This window comes from Streptosporangium sp. DT93 (genome assembly GCF_049844535.1).
Classification (GTDB): domain Bacteria; phylum Actinomycetota; class Actinomycetes; order Streptosporangiales; family Streptosporangiaceae; genus Streptosporangium.
Window position 1 is genome coordinate 311,671 of record NZ_JBNCLF010000007.1, and the last position, 23,188, is coordinate 334,858.

General features: G+C 70.9%; 23 protein-coding genes. 1 reads left to right on the forward strand and 22 read right to left on the reverse strand.

The window, feature by feature from the left end:
* The first annotated feature begins 26 nt into the window (after positions 1–26).
* Complete coding sequence (locus ACLQ2R_RS18405; RefSeq protein ID WP_425961071.1) at positions 27–617, forward strand: cob(I)yrinic acid a,c-diamide adenosyltransferase; 591 nt, start codon at positions 27–29, stop codon at positions 615–617.
* A 97-nt stretch (positions 618–714) separates the two neighbouring features.
* On the opposite strand, the gene ACLQ2R_RS18410 is transcribed toward ACLQ2R_RS18405, so the two are convergent.
* The 22 genes from ACLQ2R_RS18410 to rho form a co-directional block, all read right to left on the reverse strand.
* Positions 715–1,137: a DUF2550 domain-containing protein gene (locus tag ACLQ2R_RS18410; protein WP_425961073.1), complete on the reverse strand. Its 423-nt coding sequence runs from the start codon at positions 1,135–1,137 to the stop codon at positions 715–717.
* A gap of 42 nt (positions 1,138–1,179) precedes the next feature.
* The gene (locus ACLQ2R_RS18415) at positions 1,180–1,596 is read right to left on the reverse strand and encodes a F0F1 ATP synthase subunit epsilon (protein WP_425961075.1); all 417 of its coding nucleotides are present in this window, start codon (positions 1,594–1,596) and stop codon (positions 1,180–1,182) included.
* A 69-nt stretch (positions 1,597–1,665) separates the two neighbouring features.
* Positions 1,666–3,093 carry a F0F1 ATP synthase subunit beta gene (gene atpD / locus ACLQ2R_RS18420; protein ID WP_425961077.1) on the reverse strand — a complete coding sequence of 476 codons (1,428 nt, stop codon included), beginning with the start codon at positions 3,091–3,093 and terminating at the stop codon, positions 1,666–1,668.
* Position 3,094: 1 nt separating this feature from the next.
* A complete protein-coding gene (locus tag ACLQ2R_RS18425) occupies positions 3,095–3,994 on the reverse strand; it encodes a F0F1 ATP synthase subunit gamma (RefSeq protein ID WP_425961079.1) in 900 nt (299 codons plus the stop codon).
* Between the two features lie 3 nt (positions 3,995–3,997).
* Positions 3,998–5,647, reverse strand: coding sequence for a F0F1 ATP synthase subunit alpha (atpA, locus tag ACLQ2R_RS18430; RefSeq protein WP_425961081.1), 1,650 nt, complete (start codon positions 5,645–5,647; stop codon positions 3,998–4,000).
* A 23-nt stretch (positions 5,648–5,670) separates the two neighbouring features.
* Entirely contained in the window at positions 5,671–6,480 is an 810-nt protein-coding gene (locus tag ACLQ2R_RS18435) for a F0F1 ATP synthase subunit delta (protein WP_425961083.1), read from the reverse strand.
* Positions 6,480–7,034 (reverse strand): F0F1 ATP synthase subunit B, encoded by a 555-nt coding sequence (locus ACLQ2R_RS18440; protein WP_425961085.1) that lies wholly within the window; start codon positions 7,032–7,034, stop codon positions 6,480–6,482. The genes ACLQ2R_RS18435 and ACLQ2R_RS18440 overlap by 1 nt, the downstream gene beginning before the upstream one ends.
* A 34-nt stretch (positions 7,035–7,068) precedes the next feature.
* Positions 7,069–7,296: an ATP synthase F0 subunit C gene (atpE, locus tag ACLQ2R_RS18445; protein WP_030906562.1), complete on the reverse strand. Its 228-nt coding sequence runs from the start codon at positions 7,294–7,296 to the stop codon at positions 7,069–7,071.
* Between the two features lie 63 nt (positions 7,297–7,359).
* Complete coding sequence (atpB, locus tag ACLQ2R_RS18450) at positions 7,360–8,151, reverse strand: F0F1 ATP synthase subunit A (RefSeq protein WP_425961087.1); 792 nt, start codon at positions 8,149–8,151, stop codon at positions 7,360–7,362.
* A 67-nt stretch (positions 8,152–8,218) separates the two neighbouring features.
* Positions 8,219–8,434: an AtpZ/AtpI family protein gene (locus ACLQ2R_RS18455; RefSeq protein ID WP_307562447.1), complete on the reverse strand. Its 216-nt coding sequence runs from the start codon at positions 8,432–8,434 to the stop codon at positions 8,219–8,221.
* 78 nt (positions 8,435–8,512) lie between these two features.
* Positions 8,513–8,938: a hypothetical protein gene (locus ACLQ2R_RS18460; protein WP_425961089.1), complete on the reverse strand. Its 426-nt coding sequence runs from the start codon at positions 8,936–8,938 to the stop codon at positions 8,513–8,515.
* Between the two features lie 152 nt (positions 8,939–9,090).
* The gene (locus ACLQ2R_RS18465) at positions 9,091–10,599 is read right to left on the reverse strand and encodes an undecaprenyl/decaprenyl-phosphate alpha-N-acetylglucosaminyl 1-phosphate transferase (protein WP_425961091.1); all 1,509 of its coding nucleotides are present in this window, start codon (positions 10,597–10,599) and stop codon (positions 9,091–9,093) included.
* Positions 10,600–10,674: 75 nt separating this feature from the next.
* Entirely contained in the window at positions 10,675–11,940 is a 1,266-nt protein-coding gene (gene glyA, locus ACLQ2R_RS18470) for a serine hydroxymethyltransferase (protein WP_425961092.1), read from the reverse strand.
* 238 nt (positions 11,941–12,178) lie between these two features.
* Positions 12,179–12,556: a hypothetical protein gene (locus ACLQ2R_RS18475; protein WP_425961094.1), complete on the reverse strand. Its 378-nt coding sequence runs from the start codon at positions 12,554–12,556 to the stop codon at positions 12,179–12,181.
* Positions 12,557–12,614: 58 nt separating this feature from the next.
* Entirely contained in the window at positions 12,615–15,017 is a 2,403-nt protein-coding gene (locus ACLQ2R_RS18480; protein ID WP_425961095.1) for a hypothetical protein, read from the reverse strand.
* A gap of 114 nt (positions 15,018–15,131) precedes the next feature.
* Complete coding sequence (locus ACLQ2R_RS18485) at positions 15,132–15,797, reverse strand: L-threonylcarbamoyladenylate synthase (RefSeq protein ID WP_425961096.1); 666 nt, start codon at positions 15,795–15,797, stop codon at positions 15,132–15,134.
* Positions 15,798–15,807: 10 nt separating this feature from the next.
* Positions 15,808–16,662: a peptide chain release factor N(5)-glutamine methyltransferase gene (gene prmC / locus ACLQ2R_RS18490; protein ID WP_386235536.1), complete on the reverse strand. Its 855-nt coding sequence runs from the start codon at positions 16,660–16,662 to the stop codon at positions 15,808–15,810.
* A 9-nt stretch (positions 16,663–16,671) separates the two neighbouring features.
* The gene (prfA, locus tag ACLQ2R_RS18495; protein WP_425961098.1) at positions 16,672–17,724 is read right to left on the reverse strand and encodes a peptide chain release factor 1; all 1,053 of its coding nucleotides are present in this window, start codon (positions 17,722–17,724) and stop codon (positions 16,672–16,674) included.
* A gap of 102 nt (positions 17,725–17,826) precedes the next feature.
* A complete protein-coding gene (gene rpmE, locus ACLQ2R_RS18500; protein ID WP_386235540.1) occupies positions 17,827–18,069 on the reverse strand; it encodes a 50S ribosomal protein L31 in 243 nt (80 codons plus the stop codon).
* 234 nt (positions 18,070–18,303) lie between these two features.
* Entirely contained in the window at positions 18,304–18,948 is a 645-nt protein-coding gene (locus tag ACLQ2R_RS18505) for a response regulator (RefSeq protein ID WP_425961099.1), read from the reverse strand.
* A gap of 137 nt (positions 18,949–19,085) precedes the next feature.
* Positions 19,086–20,405: a sensor histidine kinase gene (locus ACLQ2R_RS18510; RefSeq protein WP_425961100.1), complete on the reverse strand. Its 1,320-nt coding sequence runs from the start codon at positions 20,403–20,405 to the stop codon at positions 19,086–19,088.
* Between the two features lie 483 nt (positions 20,406–20,888).
* The gene (gene rho, locus ACLQ2R_RS18515; protein ID WP_425961102.1) at positions 20,889–23,018 is read right to left on the reverse strand and encodes a transcription termination factor Rho; all 2,130 of its coding nucleotides are present in this window, start codon (positions 23,016–23,018) and stop codon (positions 20,889–20,891) included.
* Positions 23,019–23,188 lie beyond the last annotated feature (170 nt).

Genomic DNA, 23,188 nt, shown 5'->3' on the forward strand with positions numbered 1-23,188 from the left:
GCAATTCAGGTCGATACATTGAGGGAATGACGCGAGCTGACAGAGACAACCCGGTGGTGCTCTCCAAGATTTACACCCGTACCGGGGACGACGGCACGACCGCGCTCGGCGACATGAGCCGCACCCGCAAGACCGACCCCCGCCTGGCCGCGTACGCGGACGTGGAGGAGGCCAACGCCGCGATCGGCGTGGCCCTGGCCGCGGGCACCCTGGCGGAGGACGTCACCGCCGTGCTGTCGCGCATCCAGAACGAGCTGTTCGACGTCGGGGCCGACCTGTGCGCCCCGGTCGCCGAGAACCCCGAGTTCCCTCCGCTGCGGGTCGAGCCCTCCTACGTCGAGTGGCTGGAGGCGCGCTGCGACGAGTTCAACGAGCGCCTCACGCCGCTGCGCAGCTTCATCCTGCCCGGCGGCACCCCGGCCGTGGCCGCGCTGCACGTGGCCAGGACCGTGGTCCGGCGGGCCGAGCGGACCACCTGGTCGGCGCTGGAGACCCACGACGACGTCAACCCGCTGACCGCCACGTACCTCAACCGGCTGAGCGACCTGATGTTCATCCTCTGCCGGGTCGCCGCCGGCGGCGACGAGATCCTGTGGAAGCCCGGCGGGACCCGCTGAGAGCGCCCCTGTGTCCCGGCCGGCCTCGGTGACGGCCCGAAGGTCCCGCGTGGACGGCCGGGACACAGGGGGCACGTGAGGCCCGGAGAGCGACCGGTCAGGCCACGTCGAGGTAGGCGCTCGGCGGGGCGGACTCCAGCCAGGCCACGAACCCCGTCAGGGCCCGGTACCCCATGGCGAGCTCGTAGGCGCTGTCCCCGCTGCGGCACTCGATCGCCGTCACGCCCTCGATGAACCCGTAGAACTCCCCGGGCCCGACCTTGCGACGCCCGGAAACGACAAGGCCGCGCCTCACGATGACGTGGCGCGGCCTTGGCAGCAGACCTATGAGCGGGATCCAGTTGAGATGCCCGTCGGCGTAGCGGGCCACACCGACCCGCCAACCTCGCTCCCTGGACAGGGAGCGGAGACAACACAGCACCGATCCTCGCGCGCGGGTCAGGACGAGCACCCGGAGCGCCAGGAGGGCGACAAGGGCGGCGAGCGACCCCACCACGATGAGTACGTCCGGTATCACCATGTCTGCTCGCCCCCAAGAAGCCGTACCGCTAAGAAGCCGAATTTATCCGACTTCTTCCCCGGCCGCGCGCAACCTGGCCCTGGCGCGCTTGGCACCGGCGGTCGCGTCCTCGGCGTTCTCGCCGTCCTGGCCGCCCTCGACCGAGGCCTGAGCCCGCTCCAGCGCGCTCTTGGCCCGGGAGACGTCGACCTCGGAACCGAGCTCGGCCAGCTCCGCCAGGATCGACACCTCGTCGTCGGCCACCGAGAGGAATCCTCCGTGGACGGCGGCGACGAGATCCGACTCGCCGTCACTCCGCTTGATCCTCAGCAGGCCACCCTCGACGAGAACGCCGATCACGGGGGCGTGCTTGGGCATGATACCGATCTCGCCGTCGACGGTCTTGGCGATGACCATGTCGGCCTCGCCGGACCAGATCTCCCGTTCCGGCGAGACGACGCCTACTCGCAGCTTCGCCACGTTCTCTCCAGTTCCTTATCGAACCAGGCGCCGGTGCGGCCGCGAGGGCCGCACCGGCGCCGAAGGCGACTAGCGGGCGAGTTCCTTGGCCTTGGCCACGGCCTGGTCGATGCCACCGACCATGAAGAACGCCTGCTCGGGCAGGTGGTCGTACTCGCCGGCGCACAGGCCCTTGAACGAGGCGATGGTCTCGTCCAGCGGCACGTTCTCTCCCGGCTGACCGGTGAACGCCTCGGCGGCGTACATCGGGTGGGAGAGGAAACGCTCGATGCGGCGGGCACGGTTGACCGTGACCTTGTCCTCCTCGGAGAGCTCGTCGATACCGAGGATCGCGATGATGTCCTGCAGTTCCTTGTACTTCTGCAGGATCCGCTTGGTCTCCTGCGCCACGCGGTAGTGCTCCTCGCCGACGATCAGCGGGTCGAGGATCCGCGAGGTGGAGTCGAGCGGGTCCACCGCGGGGTAGATGCCCTTCTCCGAGATCGGCCGCGAGAGCACGGTCTGCGCGTCGAGGTGCGCGAACGCGTTGTGCGGGGCCGGGTCGGTGATGTCGTCCGCGGGGACGTAGATCGCCTGCATGGAGGTGATCGAGTGACCGCGGGTGGAGGTGATGCGCTCCTGCAGGACGCCCATCTCGTCGGCCAGGGTCGGCTGGTAGCCCACTGCGGACGGCATGCGGCCGAGCAGCGTGGAGACCTCGGAACCGGCCTGGGTGAAGCGGAAGATGTTGTCGATGAACAGAAGCACGTCCTGCTTCTGCACGTCGCGGAAGTACTCCGCCATCGTCAGCGCGGAGAGCGCGACCCGCAGGCGGGTGCCCGGGGGCTCGTCCATCTGGCCGAAGACGAGGGCGGTGTCCTTGAGGACGTCCGCCTCCTCCATCTCCAGCCACAGGTCGTTGCCCTCACGGGTGCGCTCGCCGACGCCGGCGAACACCGAGGTGCCGCCGAAGTTACGGGCGACCCGGCGGATCATCTCCTGGATGAGGACGGTCTTGCCCACGCCCGCGCCGCCGAACAGGCCGATCTTGCCGCCCTGCACGTACGGGGTGAGCAGGTCGATCACCTTGATGCCGGTGGTCAGCATCTCGGTGCGCGACTCGAGGGTGTCGAAGGCGGGCGAGGGGCGGTGGATGCCCCAGCGCTCGGTGATCTGGAGCGAGGAGGTCTCCACGTCCAGGGACTCGCCCAGGGTGCTCCACACGTGGCCCTTGACGACGTCGCCGACGGGGACCGAGATGGCCGCGCCGCTGTCGGTCACCGGGGCGCCACGGGTGAGGCCGTCGGTGGGCTGCATGGAGATGGCCCGGACGAGGTTGTCGCCCAGGTGCTGGGCGACCTCCAGCGTCAGGACCCTGTTCTGTCCCTGGAGGGTGACGTCCACGGTGAGGGCGTTGTAGATCTCGGGCATCGCCTCGACGGGGAACTCCACGTCGACGACGGGACCGGTGACCCGCGCGACGCGTCCCACGCCGGTCTCAACAGTCTGTGCGGTCATTTCACTCTTTCCCCGCTGCGGCGTCAGCCAGCGCGTTCGCGCCACCGACGATCTCGCTGATTTCCTGGGTGATCTCGGCCTGGCGGGCCTGGTTCATCTGCTGGGTGAACACGCGGATGAGCTCGTTGGCGTTGTCCGTCGCCGACTTCATGGCCCGGCGGCGGGCGGCGTGCTCGGAGGCCGCCGACTGGAGCAGCGCGCTGAAGATGCGCGACTCCACGTACCTCGGCAGCAGCGAGTCCAGTACCTCTCCGGCGGTGGGCTCGAACTCGAAGTACGGCAGCGGCGTGTCGGGCTTCTCCGGGGTCTCCTCGACCGCCAGGGGAAGGATCCGCTTGACCACGACCTCCTGCGTCAGCATCGAGACGAACTCGGTGGAGACGATGTGGATCTCGTCCACGCCGTCCTCCGCCGAGAACGCCTGGATCAGCGTCTCGGCGATCCTTTTCGCGTCGGTGTAGGAGGGGTTGTCGGAGAACCCGTCCCAGTGCCCGCCCATCTCGCGGCCGCGGAAGGTGTGCCACGTGATGCCCTTGCGGCCCACCACGAACGGCACGGCCGTGACGCCCCTGCCCTTGAGCAGGTTGCCCAGAGCCTCGGCCTCACGCAGGATGTTGGCGTTGAAACCGCCGGCGAACCCGCGGTCACTGGTCACGATGAGCACCGCGGCCCTGGTGGACTGCTCTTTCACCAGGGTCAGCGGGTGGTCGACGCTGGAGGTGTTGCTGACGACGCCCGTGACGGCGCGGGTGATCTCCCGCTCGTACGGCACGGCCGCCTGCATCCGCTGCTGCGCCTTGATGATGCGCGACGAGGCGATGAGCTCCTGGGCACGCGTGATCTTCGCCGTGGACCTGACCGACTTGATCCGCCTGCGGAGCAGCCTTAGCTGGGCACCCATCGGCTACTTCGTCTCGCCCGTGCGGACCTGCTTGGTGATCTTCTCCTGGCCGACCTCGCCCTCGCCGAGCGCGGCGACCGGCTCGTCGTTGACCAGGTGCTCGCCCGAGGAGGTCTCGAAGCCCTTCTTGAACTCGGTGATGGCGTCCTTGAGGGCGGTCACCGTGTCGTCGGCCAGCTCCCGGGTCTCCCGGATGCTGTCGAAGATGCCCTTGTTCTCGCGGCCGAGGTGGTCCAGGAACTCCGCCTCGAAGCGGCGGATGTCCTCGACCGGGACGTCGTCGAGCTCACCGGTGGTGCCGGCCCAGACCGAGACGACCTGCTTCTCCACCGGGAACGGGCTGTACTGCGCCTGCTTGAGCAGCTCGACCAGGCGCTGGCCGCGCTCCAGCTGGGCGCGGGAGGCCGCGTCCAGGTCGGAGGCGAAGGAGGCGAAGGCCTCCAGGTCGCGGAACTGCGACAGCGACAGGCGGAGCGTACCGGCGACCTTGCGCATCGCCTTGACCTGCGCCGATCCGCCGACCCGGGAGACGGAGACACCGACGTTGATGGCCGGGCGCACACCCGCGTTGAACAGGTCGGTCTCCAGGAAGCACTGACCGTCGGTGATGGAGATGACGTTGGTCGGGATGAACGCCGAGACGTCGTTGCCCTTGGTCTCGATGATCGGCAGACCGGTCATCGAGCCGGAGCCCATGTCCTTCGACAGCTTCGCGCAGCGCTCCAGCAGGCGGGAGTGCAAGTAGAAGACGTCGCCGGGGAAGGCCTCACGGCCCGGCGGGCGGCGCAGCAGCAGCGAGACGGCGCGGTAGGCGTCGGCCTGCTTGGTCAGGTCGTCGAAGACGATGAGGACGTGCTTGCCCTGGTACATCCAGTGCTGGCCGATGGCCGAGCCGGTGTAGGGCGCCAGGTACTTGTAGCCGGCCGGGTCGGAGGCCGGGGCCGCGATGATGGTGGTGTACTCCATCGCGCCCGCCGCCTCCAGGCGGCCCTTGACCTGGGCGATCGTGGAGCCCTTCTGGCCGACGGCGACGTAGACGCACAGGACCTGCTTGTCCGGGTCGCCGGAGAGCCAGTTCTCCCGCTGGTTGAGGATGGTGTCCACGGCCACGGCGGTCTTGCCCGTGCCACGGTCACCGATGATGAGCTGGCGCTGGCCGCGGCCGATCGGCGTCATGGCGTCGATCGCCTTGAGGCCGGTCTGCAGCGGCTCCTTCACCGGCTGGCGCTGGACCACCGAGGGGGCCTGGAGTTCGAGGGCTCGCATGCCCTCGGACTCGATCGGGCCCTTGCCGTCCATGGGCACGCCCAGCGGGTCGACGACGCGGCCGAGGAAGCCGTCGCCGACCGGCACGGACAGGACCTCGCCGGTCCGGCGGACCGACTGGCCTTCCTCGATCTTGCTGAAGTCGCCCAGGACGACGACGCCGATCTCCCGGACGTCCAGGTTCAGCGCCAGGCCACGCGTGCCGTCCTCGAACTCGAGCAGCTCGTTCGCCATCGCCGAGGGAAGGCCGGAGACATGGGCGATGCCGTCGCCGCAGTCGACGACGGTCCCGATCTCCTCGCGCGCGGCACCTTCCGGCTCGTACGCCTGGACGAAGCGCTCAAGTGCGTCCCGGATCTCATCCGGTCGGATCGTAAGCTCCGCCATCTCTCTTCAGTCTCCCTATTCGCCTAGCCGGCCAACCGGCGGCGGACTTCTTCGATTCGTCCCGCGATGGTGGTGTCGATGAGGTCGTCCCCGATGTGCACCGAGAACCCTCCGAGCACTCGCGGATCCACCTCGACGTTCAGATGAACGTCGCGGCCGTACGAGGCGCGCAGCCACGTGGCAAGACGCCTCTTCTGCTCCTCGGAGAGCGCGACGGCGCTGCGCACCACCGCGACGAGGCGCTGCCGCTGGGCGGCGACCAGCCTGCCGAACTCCTCCAGCCCGTTGTCCAGGCTACGTCCTCGCGGATGCAGCACGATCTGGTTCACCAGGCGGAGGGTGGTGGGGGCCACCTTGCCGGCCAGCAGGGAGCCGATCAGCTCCCGCTTGGCCCCCTCGGGCGCGGCCGGCGCGGTCAGGGAGCGGTGCAGCTCCAGGTCCGAGGCGGCGATGCGCCCGAACCGGAACAGCTCGTCCTCGACCTCGTCGAGCCTGCCCTGCGCCTCGGCCTCGGCCGAGGCCGCCACGACCCCGAGACGCTCCAGGGAGTCGGCCAGGTCGGCCGAGCGGGCCCACCGCGCGGACACGGCCGCGACGACCGTCTCCAGCGCGGCTTCGCTGATCTTGCCTTCCAGCAGCACCCGCACGATCTGCGTCTTCTGCGCCGCGGGGCGCGCCGGGTCGGACATGCTCCGGCGGAGTCCGTGCTCACGGTCGAACAGGTCGGCGACCGAGAACAGCTCCTCGGCCAGCGTGCCGAGGTCGGCGCTTCCCGCGACGGCGTTGAAGCGCTCCTCGACCTCGGCCAGCGAGGCCCTGCTCAGACCCCTCATCAGCGAACCGCCGCGCTGCTGCTGCTCGCCTCGAGCTCCTCGAGGAAGCGGTCGACGGTACGGCGCTGGCGCGCCTCGTCCTCCAGCGACTCCCCGACGATGCGGCCGGCCAGGTCGATCGAGAGACGGCCGAGCTCGGCGCGGAGCTGGGCGAACGCCTGCTGACGGTCGGCCTCGATCTGCAGGTGCGCGGCCTCGACCAGGCGGCGGGCCTCGGCCTGGGCCTCCTCGCGGAGCTCGGCCTTGATCTGCGCACCCTGCTCGCGGGCCTCCTCACGAAGCCGCGAGGCCTCGTGACGGGCTTCGGCGAGCTGGTCCTTGTACTGCTTGAGCAGCGCCTGGGCCTCGGCCTGAGCGTCCTCGGCTCGCTTGATGCCGCCCTCGATGGCGTCGGTCCGCTCGGCCAGGGTCTTCTGGATGCGCGGGGTGAGGATCCGACCGACGACGAAGAGGACGACGAAGAAGGCGAAGCCGCCGACGACCAGCTCGTAGGTGTGCGGGAAAAGGGGGTTGTGCCCCTCCTCCGCCGCCAGGAGCGAAGCTGCCTGAATCATTTGTGCAGCCTTCCGTCAGAGGTTTTCCTGCGTCTTACTGACCGAACATGAACGGCGCGACGAGGCCGATGAGGGCCAGCGCCTCGGTGAGGACGAAGCCGAGCAGCATGTTCTGGCGGATCAGGCCGTAGGCCTCGGGCTGGCGGGCGATGGCCTGCACACCCTGACCGAAGATGATGCCGACGCCGATGCCGGGGCCGATCGCGGCGAGGCCGTAACCGATGGAACCGAGGGAGCCGGTGACCTCAGCGAGGATTCCCATGAGTGTGTTTCCTTTACAGGTCGGCCGGTGAAGGGTCACCGGTCTGGATTTTCGAGGGAGGTCTTAGTGGTCGGGGTGGAGCGAGTTGCCGATGTACATCGCGGCGAGCATCGCGAAGAGGAACGCCTGCAGGAACTGGATGAACATCTCGAAGCCCGTCATCGCGATCGTCATGATCACGCCGACCACGCCGAGCGGGGCGCCCAGCGGGGTGAGCTTCTCGAAGAGGAACCAGAAGCCGACGAGGCTGAAGAAGGCCAGGATGATGTGACCGGCGAACATGTTGGCGAACAGTCGCACCGCGTGCGTGAAGGGCGCGATGATCATGTTGGAGAGCAGCTCGATCGGGGCCAGCAGCACGTAGATCGGCTTGGGCAGCCCCGGCGGGAACATCATGTTCTTGAAGTAGCCGATCGCGCCCTGGTGCTTGATGCCCAGGTAGATCTTGAGGAAGTAGACGCTCAGGGCCAGCACGACCGGGAAGGCGATGTGCGAGGCGACCGGGAACTGCAGGCCCGGGATGACGCCCATCAGGTTCCACACCCAGACCAGGAAGAACATGCTGAGCAGCAGGCCCATCCACCGGTCGGCGTCCTTGCCGAGGAACGGCCGGGCGACCTGGTCGCGGACGAACATGTAGCCCATCTCGCCGACGTTCTGCACGCCCCGCGGCACCAGCTTCGGGTTGCCGAAGGCCGACCAGCAGAAGCCGATGACGAGGATCGTGCTCAGCAGGGCCAGCAGCACCGGCTTCGTGAACCAGGCGACGCCCGCGATGAGCGGTGTGGCGTCGAAGAGTTCGAGTCCCGGAGGCGTGAACTCGTCCCCGGGAGCGAGGAGCGTCAGCGTGCGCACGCGGCGTTCCCTTCAGCGTGGTAGTTGATCGGAATGGCTTCGTCAGCGAAGCGACCGCCGCCGAAGGCTAGCGACCGTACTTCCGGTAGACCAGGTAGACGGCTAGAGCGACCCCGAGGATCAGACCGATCGGGGTGAAGGCGACCACGCCTGTCCACTTGGACAGCAACCAGCCGGCACCGCCGTAGAGGATCATCCCGGAGAGGAGATAACTGGGGATCGACCAAGCGGCGCTGGCGAAGTCGCGGCCGTCGTCTTCGGGCCGGATTTTCTTTTCGCTCATCGCGGGCATGACGATAGCAGCCGTGGTGAGGACTAGTCATATCGGGTTGGGCACGATGCGCCAGCGAGATCATACGCCTCATCGCGGCCCGCCCTGCCCCGGAACCGGGGCATCGGGGTCGACGTAGAGCATCTTGAGTTTCATGAAGCCGCGCATCTCGCCGACCGTCCAGGCGATCGTGCACACGATGACGGCCCAGCCGAACGCCTTGGGCTCGAACGCGGTGGCGTCCTCGAACGCCTTGAGCAGGGCCATCACGATGATGATCTTCACCGCGTAGGTCAGCACCGCGGCGGTCATCATCATCATCGGCGAGACGCGTCCCGCGACGGAGACCGCGACGACGCCGAGGGCGAAGAAGACGCAGACGACCAGGGTGCCGATCGCGGCGCCCAGCGCCCCCTTGCCTCCGGCCAGCAGGGCCGCGACGCCGATCACGACCAGGCCCACGAGGAGCGTGGGCACCGCGGCTCCCTTGAGGAGACGCACGTCGTTGGCCTGCATCGACACTCCCGGTGACTGTTATCAAGCGAGCGATTGCTACCCTGCGGGGCCGGGGCTGCCCGGCGCCTGCTAGTGAAAGCTATCACAAGCTCCGGGAAGACCGCCTTTACCTGCCGTTTCAAGTAAACGATCAAGCACCGCGCGCGGCGGTCTCACAGGGGCGTCTCAGGATTCGAGAAGGCCTGGCGGGGAGCGGTGAGTGACAGGTCCGGCAGCACCGCCAGCGGCGTGGTGTCGTCACCCGCCACCGCGCGGGGACCGGGCGTCTGCGACGGGTACGGGTGGGGACGCCCCTGAACCTGGGGACGCTCCTGGACCGGGGGCGGCACAGGGGGCGGCATCGGCGACGGGGACGTCGCGGGAGCGGTCCGGGTCGCCGGACCTCCCGGGGCCGTCGGACTCCCCGGGAGCATCGGGCCTCCCGGGGCCATCGGATCCCTCGGGGTCATCGGATCCGCCGGGGCCGAAGGGGTCGCGGGGCGGGCGTGCCGTCCGGGGCCGTCGGCGGGCATGACCGGACCCGCGGGCCCGGCCGGCCGGAGCGGCCCCTGGCCGCCGGTCCCCCCGGCCCCGCCGGTGTCGCGGCGGGCGCGCAGGCGGGGCAGGGCCATCAGCACCAGGACGCCCACCGCGAGCAGCACGATCAGCGGGAACACGATCAGCGGAACACCCTCGATGGACAGGCCCACGACCGAGAAGGCGAACAGGAGCGTCCACGCGTACATGATCAGGACGCTGCGGCGGTGCGAGTGGCCGAAGTCCAGCAGGCGGTGGTGCAGGTGACCCCGGTCGGGCGAGAACGGCGACAGGCCGTTGGACGTGCGCCTGACCACCGCCATGATCAGGTCCATCAGCGGGAGCACCAGGATCGCGACCGGCACCAGCAGCGGCAGGATCACCGGGAAGTTGTTGATGTCGGTGGAGTCGAGCTGGGTGACGGTGATCATGGTGGAGGCCAGGACCAGGCCGATCAGCATCGCCCCGGTGTCCCCCATGAAGATCTTCGCCGGGTGGAAGTTGTGCGGCAGGAAGCCCAGGCAGACGCCGATGAGCACCGAGGCGATCAGCGCCGTGACGTTGATGCTGGTGGCGCCGAACTCCTTCGACAGCTGCACCGAGTAGGTCCAGGTGGCCATGGCGGCGATCCCGATGATCCCCGCGGCCAGCCCGTCCAGCCCGTCGACGAAGTTCACCGCGTTGATGATGACGACCACGATCAGGATCGTGATGATCGGGCTCAGCGTGGAGTCCAGGACGATGATCCCGCCCATCGACGAGGGGAACGGCAGCCACGGCAGGGTGACCCCGAAGGCGACCAGCACCCCGGCCGCGCCGATCTGCCCGGCGAGCTTGACCAGGGCGTCCATGCCCAGCCAGTCGTCCAGGAAGCCGGTCAGCGTGATCAGGCCGCCCGCGGCGATCAGCGCGATCGCCGTGTTGCCCTGGCCCACGGCGCCCAGGTTGCCCCCGGAGTAGGGCAGCTCGGTGGCGATCAGCAGGCCCGCGACGAGGCCGCCGTACATCGCCAGGCCGCCGAGCCGGGGCGTCGGCGTGGTGTGCACGTCACGATCGCGGACCTCGGGCATCGCGCCGATGCGGATGGCGAGGACGCGGACCAGCGGGACCAGCAGGTACGTCACCGCCGCGGCGACCAATGCCATGAGTAGGTATTCGCGCACGGAACCAGTTTCGCGGATAGTCCGGCCGCCTGTGACCGGAAAACGACACAGAACAGCTCATAGTTCGCTGGGATATATCCGATGGGCCCGTGTCAGCGCGGCGACGCGCTCCCGCGTCTCACCCACCGCGTCGGGGCTGCGGACGACCTGCGCCACCATCGAGGCCACCTCCTTCATCTCCTCGGCACCCATCCCCTGGGTGGTCACGCAGGGGGTGCCGACCCGGATGCCGGAGGTCACGGTGGGCGGTTCCGGATCGTAGGGGATCGCGTTGCGGTTAAGGGTGATCCCGGCCTCCTGGCAGCGCCGCTCGGCGACCGCGCCCGAGATCCCGGTGTCGCGCAGGTCGATCAGCGCCAGGTGGCTGTCGGTGCCCCCCGACACCGGCCGCATGCCCTCGGCGGCCAGCGCGTCGGCCAGCACCCGGGCGTTGGCCACCACCTGCCGCGCGTACCGGCCGAACTCCGGGCGCAATGCCTCGCCGAACGCCACCGCCTTGGCCGCCACCGCGTTCATCAGCGGGCCGCCCTGCACGAACGGGAAGACCGCGCGGTCGATCCTGGGACCCAGCTCCCCGGTGCACATGATCCCGCCGCCCCTGGGCCCGCGCAGCGCCTTGTGGGTGGTGAAGGTCACCACGTCCGCGTACGGCACCGCCGAGGGCAGGACGCCACCGGCCATCAGGCCCACGGTGTGCGCGACGTCGGCCAGCAACCAGGCGCCCACCTCGTCGGCGATCCCCCGGAACGCGGCGAAGTCGATCTCCCGGGGGTAGGCCGTGGCGCCGCATATGATCATCTTGGGCCGGTGGCGCAGTGCCAGCTCCCTGACCTCGTCGTAGTCGATCAGCTCGGTGTCGCGGCGCACGCCGTAGGCCACCACGTCGAACCACCGCCCGGAGAAGTTGACCTTGGAACCGTGCGTGAGGTGGCCCCCGTGGGAGAGCTCCATCGCCAGCGCGGTGTCGCCAGGACGCAGCAGCGCGGCGTAGGCGGCCAGGTTCGCCGAGGCGCCGGAGTGGGGCTGGACGTTGACGTGCTCGGCGCCGAACAGCCGCATGGCCCGGTCGATCGCGAGCCGCTCGGCCCGGTCGACGACCTCGCACCCGGCGTAGTAGCGCCTGCCGGGGTATCCCTCGGCGTACTTGTTGGTGAGCGTCGAGCCGAGCGCCGCGAGCACGGCGGGCGAGGTGAAGTTCTCGCTGGCGATGAGCTGGACGCCCTCGCGGAGCCGGTCGAGCTCGTCGAGGAGCACGCACGCGATCTCCGGGTCCTCCCGTTGCAGGAGACCGAAATCCGGCCCGTAGTACGGCTCTGCGCCCATGGCTCACATCCCGCGTCCCGGAGACGACGACTCCCCCACTGTAAGCCCGGCATGCCCGGATATCCCAGGTCAGGGGCGCTTTCCCGGGGGGAGGCGTGTCGCCGCCCGACCGGGCCCCGCGACACGGCGGACCCGACGCCACCTGACCGGGTCCCTCACGGCACGGCACCACGCGGCCGGATCTCCTGCGGCGCGGCGGACCCGGCACCTCATGGCCGGGTCCCCTACGGCGTGGCGACTAGGAGAAGGCGTGCGGGGCTTTGGAGCCGGAGGGGATCCACCTCGGCGTGTCGGCCGCCTGGTCGCTGATCGAGGTCAGGATCGCCTGCCGGTAGAGGCCCAGGCGCTTACGCCACTCCGTGATGTCCTCGATGTAGCGGTCGGAGACCTGGGCGTCCCAGACCTCCTTGCTGCGGGCACGCCGGTGGGCGTCGTCCAGGCTGGTGGTCAGCTTCTCCAGCTCGGGCAGCACCTGCCTCCACATCATCACCAGGCGCTGGTAGTCGGGGTTGAACTGCCAGGACGTGGCGTCCGAGGACGACACCCCGCCGCTGGAGGTGAGCGGCGGGGTCTCCCCCGGCTGCATCGGCTGCGGTGCGGGTGGATCCACGAACATCACAGGCTCCTCACCCTCTCCGGCACGCTCCCTGCGCCCCGCTCACCGCACGCGCCGCTCATCGTCCGCCCCCGGGCGGCGGCACGGGCCGCACCGGATCCGCGGGGTCCACGTCGCCCGCGGGGCCGTCGGGCCCCACGTCCATGGGGACCCAGGCGCCCTCGCCCCACGTCTCCCCGTCCGGCACCCGGACGCCGGGCATCTCCAGCGGCTCGACCTCCCGGGCGTTCTCGGTGAGCGTCCTGAGCGCGTCCGGGTCCAGCAGGCCCGCCCGCGCCGTGACCACCTCGTCGCCGTCGTCGGCCCAAGCGGCCGAGACACCGGCCGGACTCTCGGCCGGCCGCGCGTCCCCGCTCCCGCCGGGTGCGCCCGCGCCGTCCGCGGTCCGTCCCTGTCCGTCGGAGGCGCCGTCCGCCGGACGCGTCTCGGCGGCCTCGGCGGAGAGCGCGTCACCGAGAGAGGGCGCCTGGCCCGCCGCCTGGGGCGCCGGCGCGGGCTGTGGGGGGCCTTCCCCGGTCTTCTGGACGGCGGGTTCGGCGGAGGCCGAGTCCGCCGGACGGGGCGCCTCACCGGAGGTGGTACCGGTGGAGCCGGAGGCGGAGTCGCCGCCCGTGCCCGGAGGCTGGACGGTCTGGTCGGTGGTCGGGCCCGCCGTGTCGAGGAGGGGGTAGTCGGGTCTGGCGGATTCGAGCGGGCCGTGCGGCTCGACCCATCCGGGCTGCGCCGCCGTGGCGGAGACGCTCTCGGCGGAGGGCATCTGCAGCGGCGGTATGTCCTCGATGTTCTTGAGCAGCTCGTCGACCTCGGCCGCCGTGGGCGAGTCCAGCGGGATCTGGAGCACCTTCACCCCGTCGACCTCCACGACCTTGGCCCGGGAGTCGCGCTGGTCGATGTCGTCGGGGTGGTCCTTGGCGGGGCCGTCGAGGATCGGGCCTCCGGAGGTGCCGCCCTCCTGCCGGGGAGAACGCTCGTCGCCCTTGGTCCCCGGGTCTCCCTTGGCGTCGGGGTCGTTCCCGGGCGCGGTCCCGGTGGAATCCCCGGCCCCCGGCCCCCGGTCGTTCACGTCGACGATCTCCGGCCGTGCGGCGTCGGCCCCCGGAGCCTCCGGAACGGGCGCCTGCGGGGCGGGAGCCGAGTCCTGCCGGGGCGGCTCGGGCATGGAGTCCTGCCGGGGCGCTTCGGGCGCCTGGGGGGCGGTGTCGGTGCGGGGAGCCTCACGAGGTGCCGTGTCGACGGGATGCCCCCCGTTCTGCCCACCCTCGCCCGGCCCCGGAACGGCGGGCTTCAGGTCCTCGACCCTGGGCACCTGGGGCCGCGCGTCGTCGGCCCGGGGCGTCTCGGGAGCGGGGGCCGAGTCCTGCCGGGGCGCCTCGGATGCGGAATCCTGCCTGGGTGGCTCGGGCATGGAGTCCTGCCGGGGCACCTCGGGTGCGGAGTCGCGCTCGGGCACCTGGGGTGCGGGCGTCGCGTCACGCTCGGGAGCCCTGGGCTCGGGCGTCGCGTCACGCTCGGGAGCCCTGGGCTCGGGCGTCGCGTCGCGCTCGGGGGCCTGCTGCCGGGGCTCCTCACCTCGCGGAGCCTCGGGTCCGGGATCGGTCCGGATGACCTCCCTGGACGAGGTGTCCTTGTCGCGCGGGGAGGTCTCGTCGCCCTTCGACCCGGTCTCCGGCTTACGGTCGTCCGCCCCCTGGGAATCCGGCTTCCGATCACCCGTTCCCTGCGGGTCCTGCCTGCGCTCGTCCGCTCCCTGAGAGTCGGGCTTGCGGTCTTCCGCCCCTTGGGAATCCGGCCTGCGCTCATCCGTTCCCGGGGAGTCGGGCTTGCGGTCGTCCGTCCCCTGTTCCGGTGTCCTCGGGGAGCCGTCGCGCGGGGAGGTCTCGTCGCCCTTCGACCCGGTCTGAGGCTTGGCCTCCTCGGCCCCTCCGCCGGACCCGGAGTCGCCCTTGTGGTCGCGCGGGGAGTCGGAGCCGGCACCGGTCTCGGGCCGGCCCTTCGGATCGTCGCGCTGAGCGCTCTCGGCCGACTGGTCACCGACGCGCGGCCTGTCGGCCGGCTCCTTGACCGCCGCGTCAGGCCCCCCGCCCGTGGGCTTCTCGGCCCTGGAGGCCTCCTCCCCGGGCTTCTTCGCCTCCCCCTGGGAGCCCGCCTCGGGCTTCGTGCCGTCGCCCTGGGCACCGGTGTCGGGCTTGGCGTCCCCGGCCGTCGGGCCGGCGGGCGGTGCCGTCGCGTTCTGGCTGATCCTCTTCTCCAGAAGCGCCACGCGGGCGGTGACGTCCCGGACCATTCCGTCGCATGCGTCGGCGATCTGCACGGGCCTGTGGGCCGTCTGCGAGGACAGGCCCGCCCCGCTCATCAGGCGGGTCACCCTGCCCTCGGCGTCACGCATCCGGTCGGCCGCCTGCTTCACCTCGGACAGCAGATCGCGGACCAGCTTGGGGTCCATTCCTTCGAACTTGCCCATGCACGTCTCCCGGAGTGTCGGCCCATTTCAAGGTACCGGGGAGATCGCCTCGCGTCACGATGATAATCAGACGGCATGGATCACGGCATATGCCCGTGCGCGCCTGCCGGCAGGTCAGCCGGTGGCCCCCGGGCCCGTGTCCGTCGCCACGTAGCCGATCACGCCACGCAGCCGCTCCACCGGGATCGCCCCGCGGCGCAGCAGCCGGGGCACCGCCGTGGTCAGATCGAGGATCGTCGAGGGGACGTCGCTCTCGCACGGCCCGGCGTCGAGGTACACCGAGACCGACTCACCGAGCTGCTTCTCGGCGTCGGCGGCGTCGACGGCGGGAGGCGCGCCGGAGCGGTTGGCGCTGGAGACGGCCAGCGGCCCCGTCTCCTTGAGCAGGTCGAGGGCGACCGGGTGCTGCGGCATCCGGACCGCGACGGTGCCCTTGGCGTCGCCGAGGTCCCACGACAGGGACCGGTTCACGCGGCAGATCAACGTGAGCGGGCCCGGCCAGAAGGAGTCGACGAGATCCTGGCCGTACGGGCCGAGGTTCTCCACCAGGGCGTTGGCGGCGCGGACCGTGCCGACCAGCACGGGCACCGGCATGTCCCGGCCGCGGCCCTTGGCCTCCAGCAGCGCGGAGACCGCGGCGGGCGTGAAGGCGTCGGCGCCGATGCCGTAGACGGTGTCGGTGGGGAGCACCACGAGCTCGCCTCGGCGCAGCGCGGCCGCGGCCTCGGCCAGGCCCTCGGCGCGTTGCGCGGTATCGGTGCAGTCATAACGTCGGCTCACGGCGTGCATCCTATTCCTGGCCGAATCGCGCGGTGACGAAGCGGTCCCTGCGGGTCAGGTCCTGGCGGCTGCGGACGTCGCGCCAGCCGTTCTCCTCTGAGAAGATCAGGTAGACCGGGGTGCCCTGCTGGTCGGCGTGTTCCACGGCGACGAAGCCTCCGGGGCGCAGCAGCCTCCTCGCGGTCCTCTCGACCGCCCTGACCTCGTCGAGACCGTCGCTGCCCGACCCGTACAGGGCGCGGCGCGGGTCGTAGTCGCGGACCTCGGGGTCGCGGGGAACCGCGCCCGGGGGGATGTAGGGCGGGTTGGAGACCACCAGGTCGACCTGGCCGTCCAGCTCGGCCAGGGCGTCGGCGAGGTCCTCGGGGTGCAGGTGGACGCGGCCCTGACCGTGCTCGATGATGTTGCGCTTGGCCCAGCTGTAGGCGTCCGGGTCGACCTCGACCGCGTGCACGGTGGCCAGCGCCACCTCCTGGGCGATGGACAGCGCGATGGCGCCCGATCCGGTGCCGAGGTCCACGACCACGGGCGAGGCGACGTCCATCTCGCGCAGCCGGTCGATGGCCCAGCCCGCCACGACCTCGGTCTCCGGGCGCGGCACGAACACCCCGGGCCCGACCTCCAGGGACAGGTAGCGGAAGTAGGCCCGTCCGGTGATGTGCTGCAACGGCTCGCGCGACTCCCTGCGGGCGACCCCCTCCCAGAACAGGGCGTCGAAGTCGGAGTCCTTGACGGTGTGCAGCTCGCTGCGCCGTACGGCGTGCACACACGCGGCGATCTCCTCGGCGTCGGTGCGCGGCGACGGCACACCTGCCTCGGCGAGCCGGGCGGTGGCGAGGGCGATCTCGTCCAGCAGAAAGGTCATGGGCGCGTTCTATGAATGGGCGGCGAGCTTCTCCGCCATCTCGGCGTCGAGCAGGGACTGGATGACGGCCGAAAGGTCTCCGTCGAGCACCTGGTCGAGGTTGTAGGCCTTGAAGCCGACACGGTGGTCGGAGATCCGGTTCTCGGGGAAGTTGTAGGTGCGGATGCGCTCGGAGCGGTCGACCGTGCGGATCTGGGACTTGCGCTCGGCCATGGCGGCGGCGTTGGCCTCCTCCTCGGCGATGGCCTGCAGGCGGGCCCGCAGGATGCGCATGGCCGACTCCTTGTTCTGGAGCTGGCTCTTCTCGTTCTGGCAGGAGGCGACGACACCGGTCGGGACGTGCGTGATCCGCACGGCCGAGTCGGTGGTGTTGACGCTCTGCCCTCCCGGGCCGCTGGAGCGGTAGACGTCGATGCGCAGGTCGTTCGGGTCGATCTGGACGTCGACGTCCTCGGCCTCGGGGTAGACGAGCACGCCCGCGGCGCTGGTGTGGATGCGTCCCTGCGACTCGGTGACCGGCACCCGCTGGACGCGGTGCACCCCGCCCTCGAACTTCAGGCGCGACCAGACGCCCTCGTCGCCCCTGGCCTTCAGGGCGACCGTGACGTCCTTGTAGCCGCCCAGGTCGGAGTGGGTGGCGTCGATCAGCTCGGTCTTCCAGCCGATCCGCTCGGCGTAGCGCAGGTACATCCGCAGGAGGTCCCCGGCGAACAGGGCCGACTCCTCGCCGCCCTCGCCCGCCTTGATCTCCATGATGATGTCCTTGTCATCGTTGGGATCGCGGGGCACGAGCAGGTGGCGGAGCTTCTCCTCAAGGACGGGAACGCGGGCCTCGAGCTCCTTGGCCTCCTGGGCGAACGCCTCGTCCTCGGCCCCCAGCTCCTTCGCCGTCCCGAGGTCGGACAGCACGCCCTCAAGCTCCCGGTAGGCGCCGATGATCGGGGTCAGCTCGGCGTAGCGCCGGCCGAAGGTACGCGCCTGCTTCTGGTCGGCGTGCACGGAGGGATCGGCGAGCTTGAGTTCCAGCTCGGCGTACTCACTGAGCAGCTCGTCGAGATTCACCGTGCGTCCTTCCTTGAAACCCTCGTGTGCCGTGCCTCATCACCACGAACGCCGACCCGGGCCCCCGTGGGGGGCCGTTCCGGGCCGGCGTCGGGATGAGGGCTACTCGCCCGAGGTCTCGCCCGAGGGCTGGCTCGAGGGCTTCTTGCCGAAGCGCTTCTCGAAGCGCGCCACCCGGCCGCCGGTGTCCAGGATCTTCTGCTTGCCCGTGTAGAACGGGTGGCAGGCGGAGCACACGTCGGCGTGAATCGAGCCGTTCTTGGCGGTGCTACGGGTGGTGAAGGAGTTACCGCAGGTACACGTCACCTGGGTGGCGTTGTACTCCGGGTGGATGTCGGGCTTCATGTCGTCTTTCCTCTCCAAAGCGCGGTCGCCGGGTCGCCACTGTCTCTCGCCTGTGAGGCTTGCGCGCTTGGCACACGGGGGTGCGCGCGGGCGGGAACCGGAACCACTACGGTTCGGATACCAGTGTGCCAGATCCTGCAACCATCCCAGGCCACAAGACATTCCCCGGGCACGGTCACCTGGGGCTCCCGGCCGGATACCGGTGCCGCTCCCGCCCCGCCCCCGTCCGGGACGTCATCGCCTGAGGTAGGCCAGGACGGCCAGGACCCGGCGGTGATCGTCGGTGGCGGGTCCCAGCCCCAGTTTGCCGAAGATGCTGGAGATGTGCTTCTCCACGGCGCCCTCGGTGACCATCAGCCGCCCGGCCACCGCGGTGTTGGAGCGCCCCTCGGCCATGAGCGCCAGGACCTCGCCCTCCCTGGCGGTCAGCGACTCCAGCGGGTCGCCCCTGCGACGGCCGCTCAGCAACTGCCCGATGACCTCGGGGTCGATGACCGTCCCCCCCGCCGCCACCCGGCGCACCGCGTCGAGGAACTCGGTCACGTCGGCTATCCGCTCCTTGAGCAGGTACCCGACCGCGGCGCCGCCCCCGCCGATCAGCTCGGTGGCGTACTGCTCCTCGACGTACTGCGACAGGACGAGGATCGGCAGGCCGGGCCGTACCGACCGTGCCTCCAGCGCGGCGCGCAGCCCCTCGTCGGTGTGGGTCGGCGGCATCCGCACGTCCACGACGACCAGGTCCGGATCATGCTCGCGGACCGCCGTGACCAGGCCGGGGCCGTCGCCCGCCACCCCGACGGTCTCGATGCCCCCGTCCGCCAGCAACCGGGCCAGCCCTTCGCGCAACAGCACCGAGTCCTCGGCGATCACCACTCGCACGTGTCCCGATCCTCACCACTCGCAGGGCAGCTCGGCCCTGATTCTCGCTCGACGGCCCCGTCCGCCGGCAACCCGGCCGGCCCCTCGCGCAACAGCACCGAGTCCTCGGCGATCACCACTCGCACGTGTCCCGGCCCTCACCACTCGCAGGGCAGCTCGGCCCTGATTCTCGTAGGGCCGCCGAGCGGGCTGTCCACGCTCAGGGTGCCGTCGATGGTCGCCGCCCGGTCGGCCAGACCGCACAGGCCGCCCCCCGGCCGGGGCACCGCGGCGCCGACCCCGTCGTCGCAGACCTCGACGATCACCCGCTGCCCCCGGCGGCTGACCCGGATGAACGCCTCGGTCGCCTCGGAGTGCCTGGCCAGGTTCGTCAGGCACTCGGCGACCACGAAGTAGGCGATGCTCTCCACCGCGGGCGGCGGGCGGTGGGAGATCTGCACCGACAGATCCACCCGTACCGGGGCGCGGGAGGCCAGCGACGACAGGGCGGCGTTCAGGCCGCGGTCGGTGAGGATCGCCGGGTGGATGCCCCGCGCGAGGTCGCGCAGCTCGGCGATCGCGGCCTTGGTGCCCCGGTGCGCCTGGGCCAGGAGCTCCCGGGCCTCCTCGGGGGCCGAGTCCAGCTTGGCCTGGGCCCGCCCCAGGTCCATGGCCACCGACAGCAGCCGCTGCTGGGCGCCGTCGTGCAGGTCGCGCTCGATCCGGCGCCGTTCGGCCTCGGCGGCCTCGACCCCGCGTGCCCGGCTGGCCCGCAGGTGCGCGGCTCGGGCGGCCAGGCGGCTCTTCTCGCTCGCGCCCAGCAGGGCGACCCCCAGCAGGCCGTGCAGCCAGGCCATCCCCCGGGTCGCGTACAGGGCGGCCAGCAGGAAACTCGCGCCGGTGATCATGCACAGCAGCGCCTCCGGCACGGTGTCGAGCACCAGCCCGTCGAAGGGGTTCATCGGCTCCCCGGCCAGCATCAACGGCAGCGGGGCGGCCGTCAGGGCCAGTCCGAGGGTCCACAGGATCACCGAGACGGTGAACTCCCCGACCCCGATCGGCAGCAGCAACAGCAGGTAGAGCAGGTCCTTCCAGGTCGCGGGGTCGACGAACATGTCCTTCCAGCGCAGGAACAGGTTGTCGCCCTCGGAGGGCCGGTAGGGGTCGGGGATGTCGACGCCGAAGGCCATCCGGAGGAACCGCCGCTCCAGCATCGCCGCCCACCGCCAGGCCAGCATGGTCAGGGCGAGCAGCGGCAGGCCGATCCAGACGATCACCAGGAGCAGCGAGAACGGGACGGCCGACGCCAGGAAGGCAGAGCAGGCCAGGCCGTGGAGCATGCTCACCAGCAGGTACGGAACGGCCCGCCAGGTCATCGGGTCGAGCAGCGTGCCGAGGGGACCGTCCGGCCCGAGTGGCACGCGCCGCCGGAGCGGCACCCCGACCACGGGGGTACCCGTCACCGTCTCGGCCGTCATGAGCCTCTCCCGTCCCCGCTCCCCGTCCCCGCTCCCCGTCCGCGCGGGCCGCCCCGGCGGGCCGGGACACGGCCGCCCGCGGGCCGCCCGTCCCGGCGGGCCCCGATCACCGTCCGCGCCCACCTGCCGCTCCGTACGGGGCGGTCCGTCCCCGACCGGGGCGTGCGATGTGAAAAGCCGTCCTGAAGTAGGGATATCCCGAAGTGCGTGGCCGGACAAGGGCTTTGGGAACGCCGGACACCCCGGTCTCACGTGGGCGAGGGCGTTCATACCCCCTCGGGCGATACGTCCCCCCGGAGACACCCAGCGGCACGCGGAGAGGCCGAACGGCTCGGTCGTGCGTGACCCAGGGGCGTTCGCACCACTTCGAGCGGCAAGTCCCACCCCGAGACGCTCGCGACGGTCGAAGCGGCCCAGAGGTCTTCGGAGACGCCGAACGCCCCGGCCTGGTGAGGCCGGGGCGTCCGGGTCGATCTCGGGCGATCAGTCCCGCTCGGAGCTGACCGTCGTCTTCTGCACCTGCAGGAGGAACTCCGCGTTGGACTTGGTCTCCCTCATCTTCTCCAGGAGAAGTTCGAGGGCCTGCTGCATGTCCAGGGCGTGAAGCACCCGGCGGAGCTTCCAGATGATCTGGAGCTCGTCCTTGCCCATCAGGATCTCCTCCTTACGGGTGCTGGACGCGTCGACGTCCACCGCGGGGAAGATCCGCTTGTCGGCGAGGGAGCGGTTGAGCTTGAGCTCCAGGTTTCCCGTGCCCTTGAACTCCTCGAAGATGACCTCGTCCATCTTCGAGCCGGTCTCGACCAGCGCGGTGGCCATGATCGTCAGCGAGCCGCCGTTCTCGATGTTGCGGGCGGCGCCGAAGAAGCGCTTCGGCGGGTAGAGCGCGGTGGAGTCGACACCACCGGACAGGATGCGGCCCGAGGCGGGGGCCGCCAGGTTGTAGGCACGGCCCAGACGGGTGATCGAGTCCAGCAGCACGACCACGTCGTGGCCCAGCTCCACCAGGCGCTTGGCCCGCTCGATCGCCAGCTCGGCGACCGTGGTGTGGTCCTCGGCCGGACGGTCGAAGGTCGAGTGGATGACCTCGCCCTTCACCGACCGCTGCATGTCGGTGACCTCTTCCGGACGCTCGTCCACCAGGACGACCATCAGGTGGCACTCGGGGTTGTTGCGGGTGATCGCGTTGGCGATCGACTGGAGCACCATCGTCTTGCCCGCCTTGGGCGGGGAGACGATGAGACCGCGCTGGCCCTTGCCGATCGGCGCCACCATGTCGATGATGCGGGTCGTCAGGATGTTCGGCTCGGTCTCCATGCGCAGGCGCTCCTGCGGGTAGAGCGGGACGAGCTTGTTGAAGTCGGGCCGCTGACGGGCCTGCTCCGGGTCCATGCCGTTGACCGTGTCGAGGCGGACCAGCGCGTTGAACTTCTCGCGGCGCTCACCGTCGCGGGGCTGGCGGACGGCGCCGGTGACCACGTCACCCTTGCGCAGGCCGTTGCGGCGGATCTGGGCCAGCGAGACGTAGACGTCGTTGGAGCCGGGCAGGTATCCGCTGGTCCTGACGAACGCGTAGTTGTCGAGGATGTCGAGGATCCCGGCGATCGGGATCAGGACGTCGTCGTCGCCGACCACGGGCTCGTTGCTGTCGAAGCGGTCACGGCCACGGCGGTTGCGCTCGCGGAACCGGCCGCGACGGCCACGGCGGTCGTCGTCGTCGCCCACTCCGTGCTGGTCGCTGCGGTCCTGGGGACCGCGGTTCTGCGGGCCGCGGTCGCCACGCTCGGAGCGGTCGGCACGGTCGCCGCGGTCGTTCAGGCGCTCGGCACGGTCGCCACGGTCGTTCAGGCGCTCGGAGCGCTCGCCGCGCTCGGGACGGTCGTTCAGGCGCTCGGCACGGTCGCCGCGCTCGGGACGGTCGTTCAGGCGCTCGGCACGGTCGCCGCGCTCGGGACGGTCGTTCAGGCGCTCGGCACGGTCGTTCGGGCGCTCGGAGCGCTCGGAGCGGTTCTGGCCGGCGTCGGCGGCGCGCTGGTCGCCCCGGTCGCCGCGCTCCCGGCGGTCGTTCGCCCGCTCGCCACGCTCACCGTTGCGGCCACGACGCTCGCCGCGCTCGCGACGGCTCTCGCCGCGCTCGCCACGGCCCTCGGCGGGGGTGGTGTCGATGGTCTGCTGCTCCACGACGGGCTCGGGCGCGACGACGGCGGCGGCCACGGGCTCGGGGGTGGGGGGCGCCTGCTCCACGACGGGCTCGGCGGCCACGGCGGGACGGGAACGTTCCCTGCGGGTGCGCGCCGGCCGCTCGGTGACCGGTGCGGCCACGACGGCGGGGACGGCCGCGGCCGGGGTCTCCGTGACGGTGACGGGAGCCTGGGCGCTCTCGGTGGAGACGCCCTGCTTCTCCTGGATGGCCGCGATCAGCTGGCTCTTGCGCATCCGGCCCGTCCCGCTGATGCCGAGGCCGGAGGCCATGGCCTGCAGCTCGGGCAGCACCATGGCGGACAGGCCGGTGCCGGAGCGACGGCGCGGCTTGGCCGCGGGGCGGGTGGGGGTGTCACCGGCCGCCGGCGGCGTGCCGGTGACGTCGGAGAGGAGTTCGGTGGTGTCGCTCACTAATGGGTCCTTCCCAGGGGTCGGGCGTGGCCATGATCAGCCAATCGTCCCGGTGGTGCCATCGACCCGGTGGGACAGACCGGGTCGGGTTGCACGTCGCGATCCTCGGCGGCCCATGGAGGACCGCCGCCACTGTCGGAGAAGGGCGTACCCAGGCCGTCACCATCGAG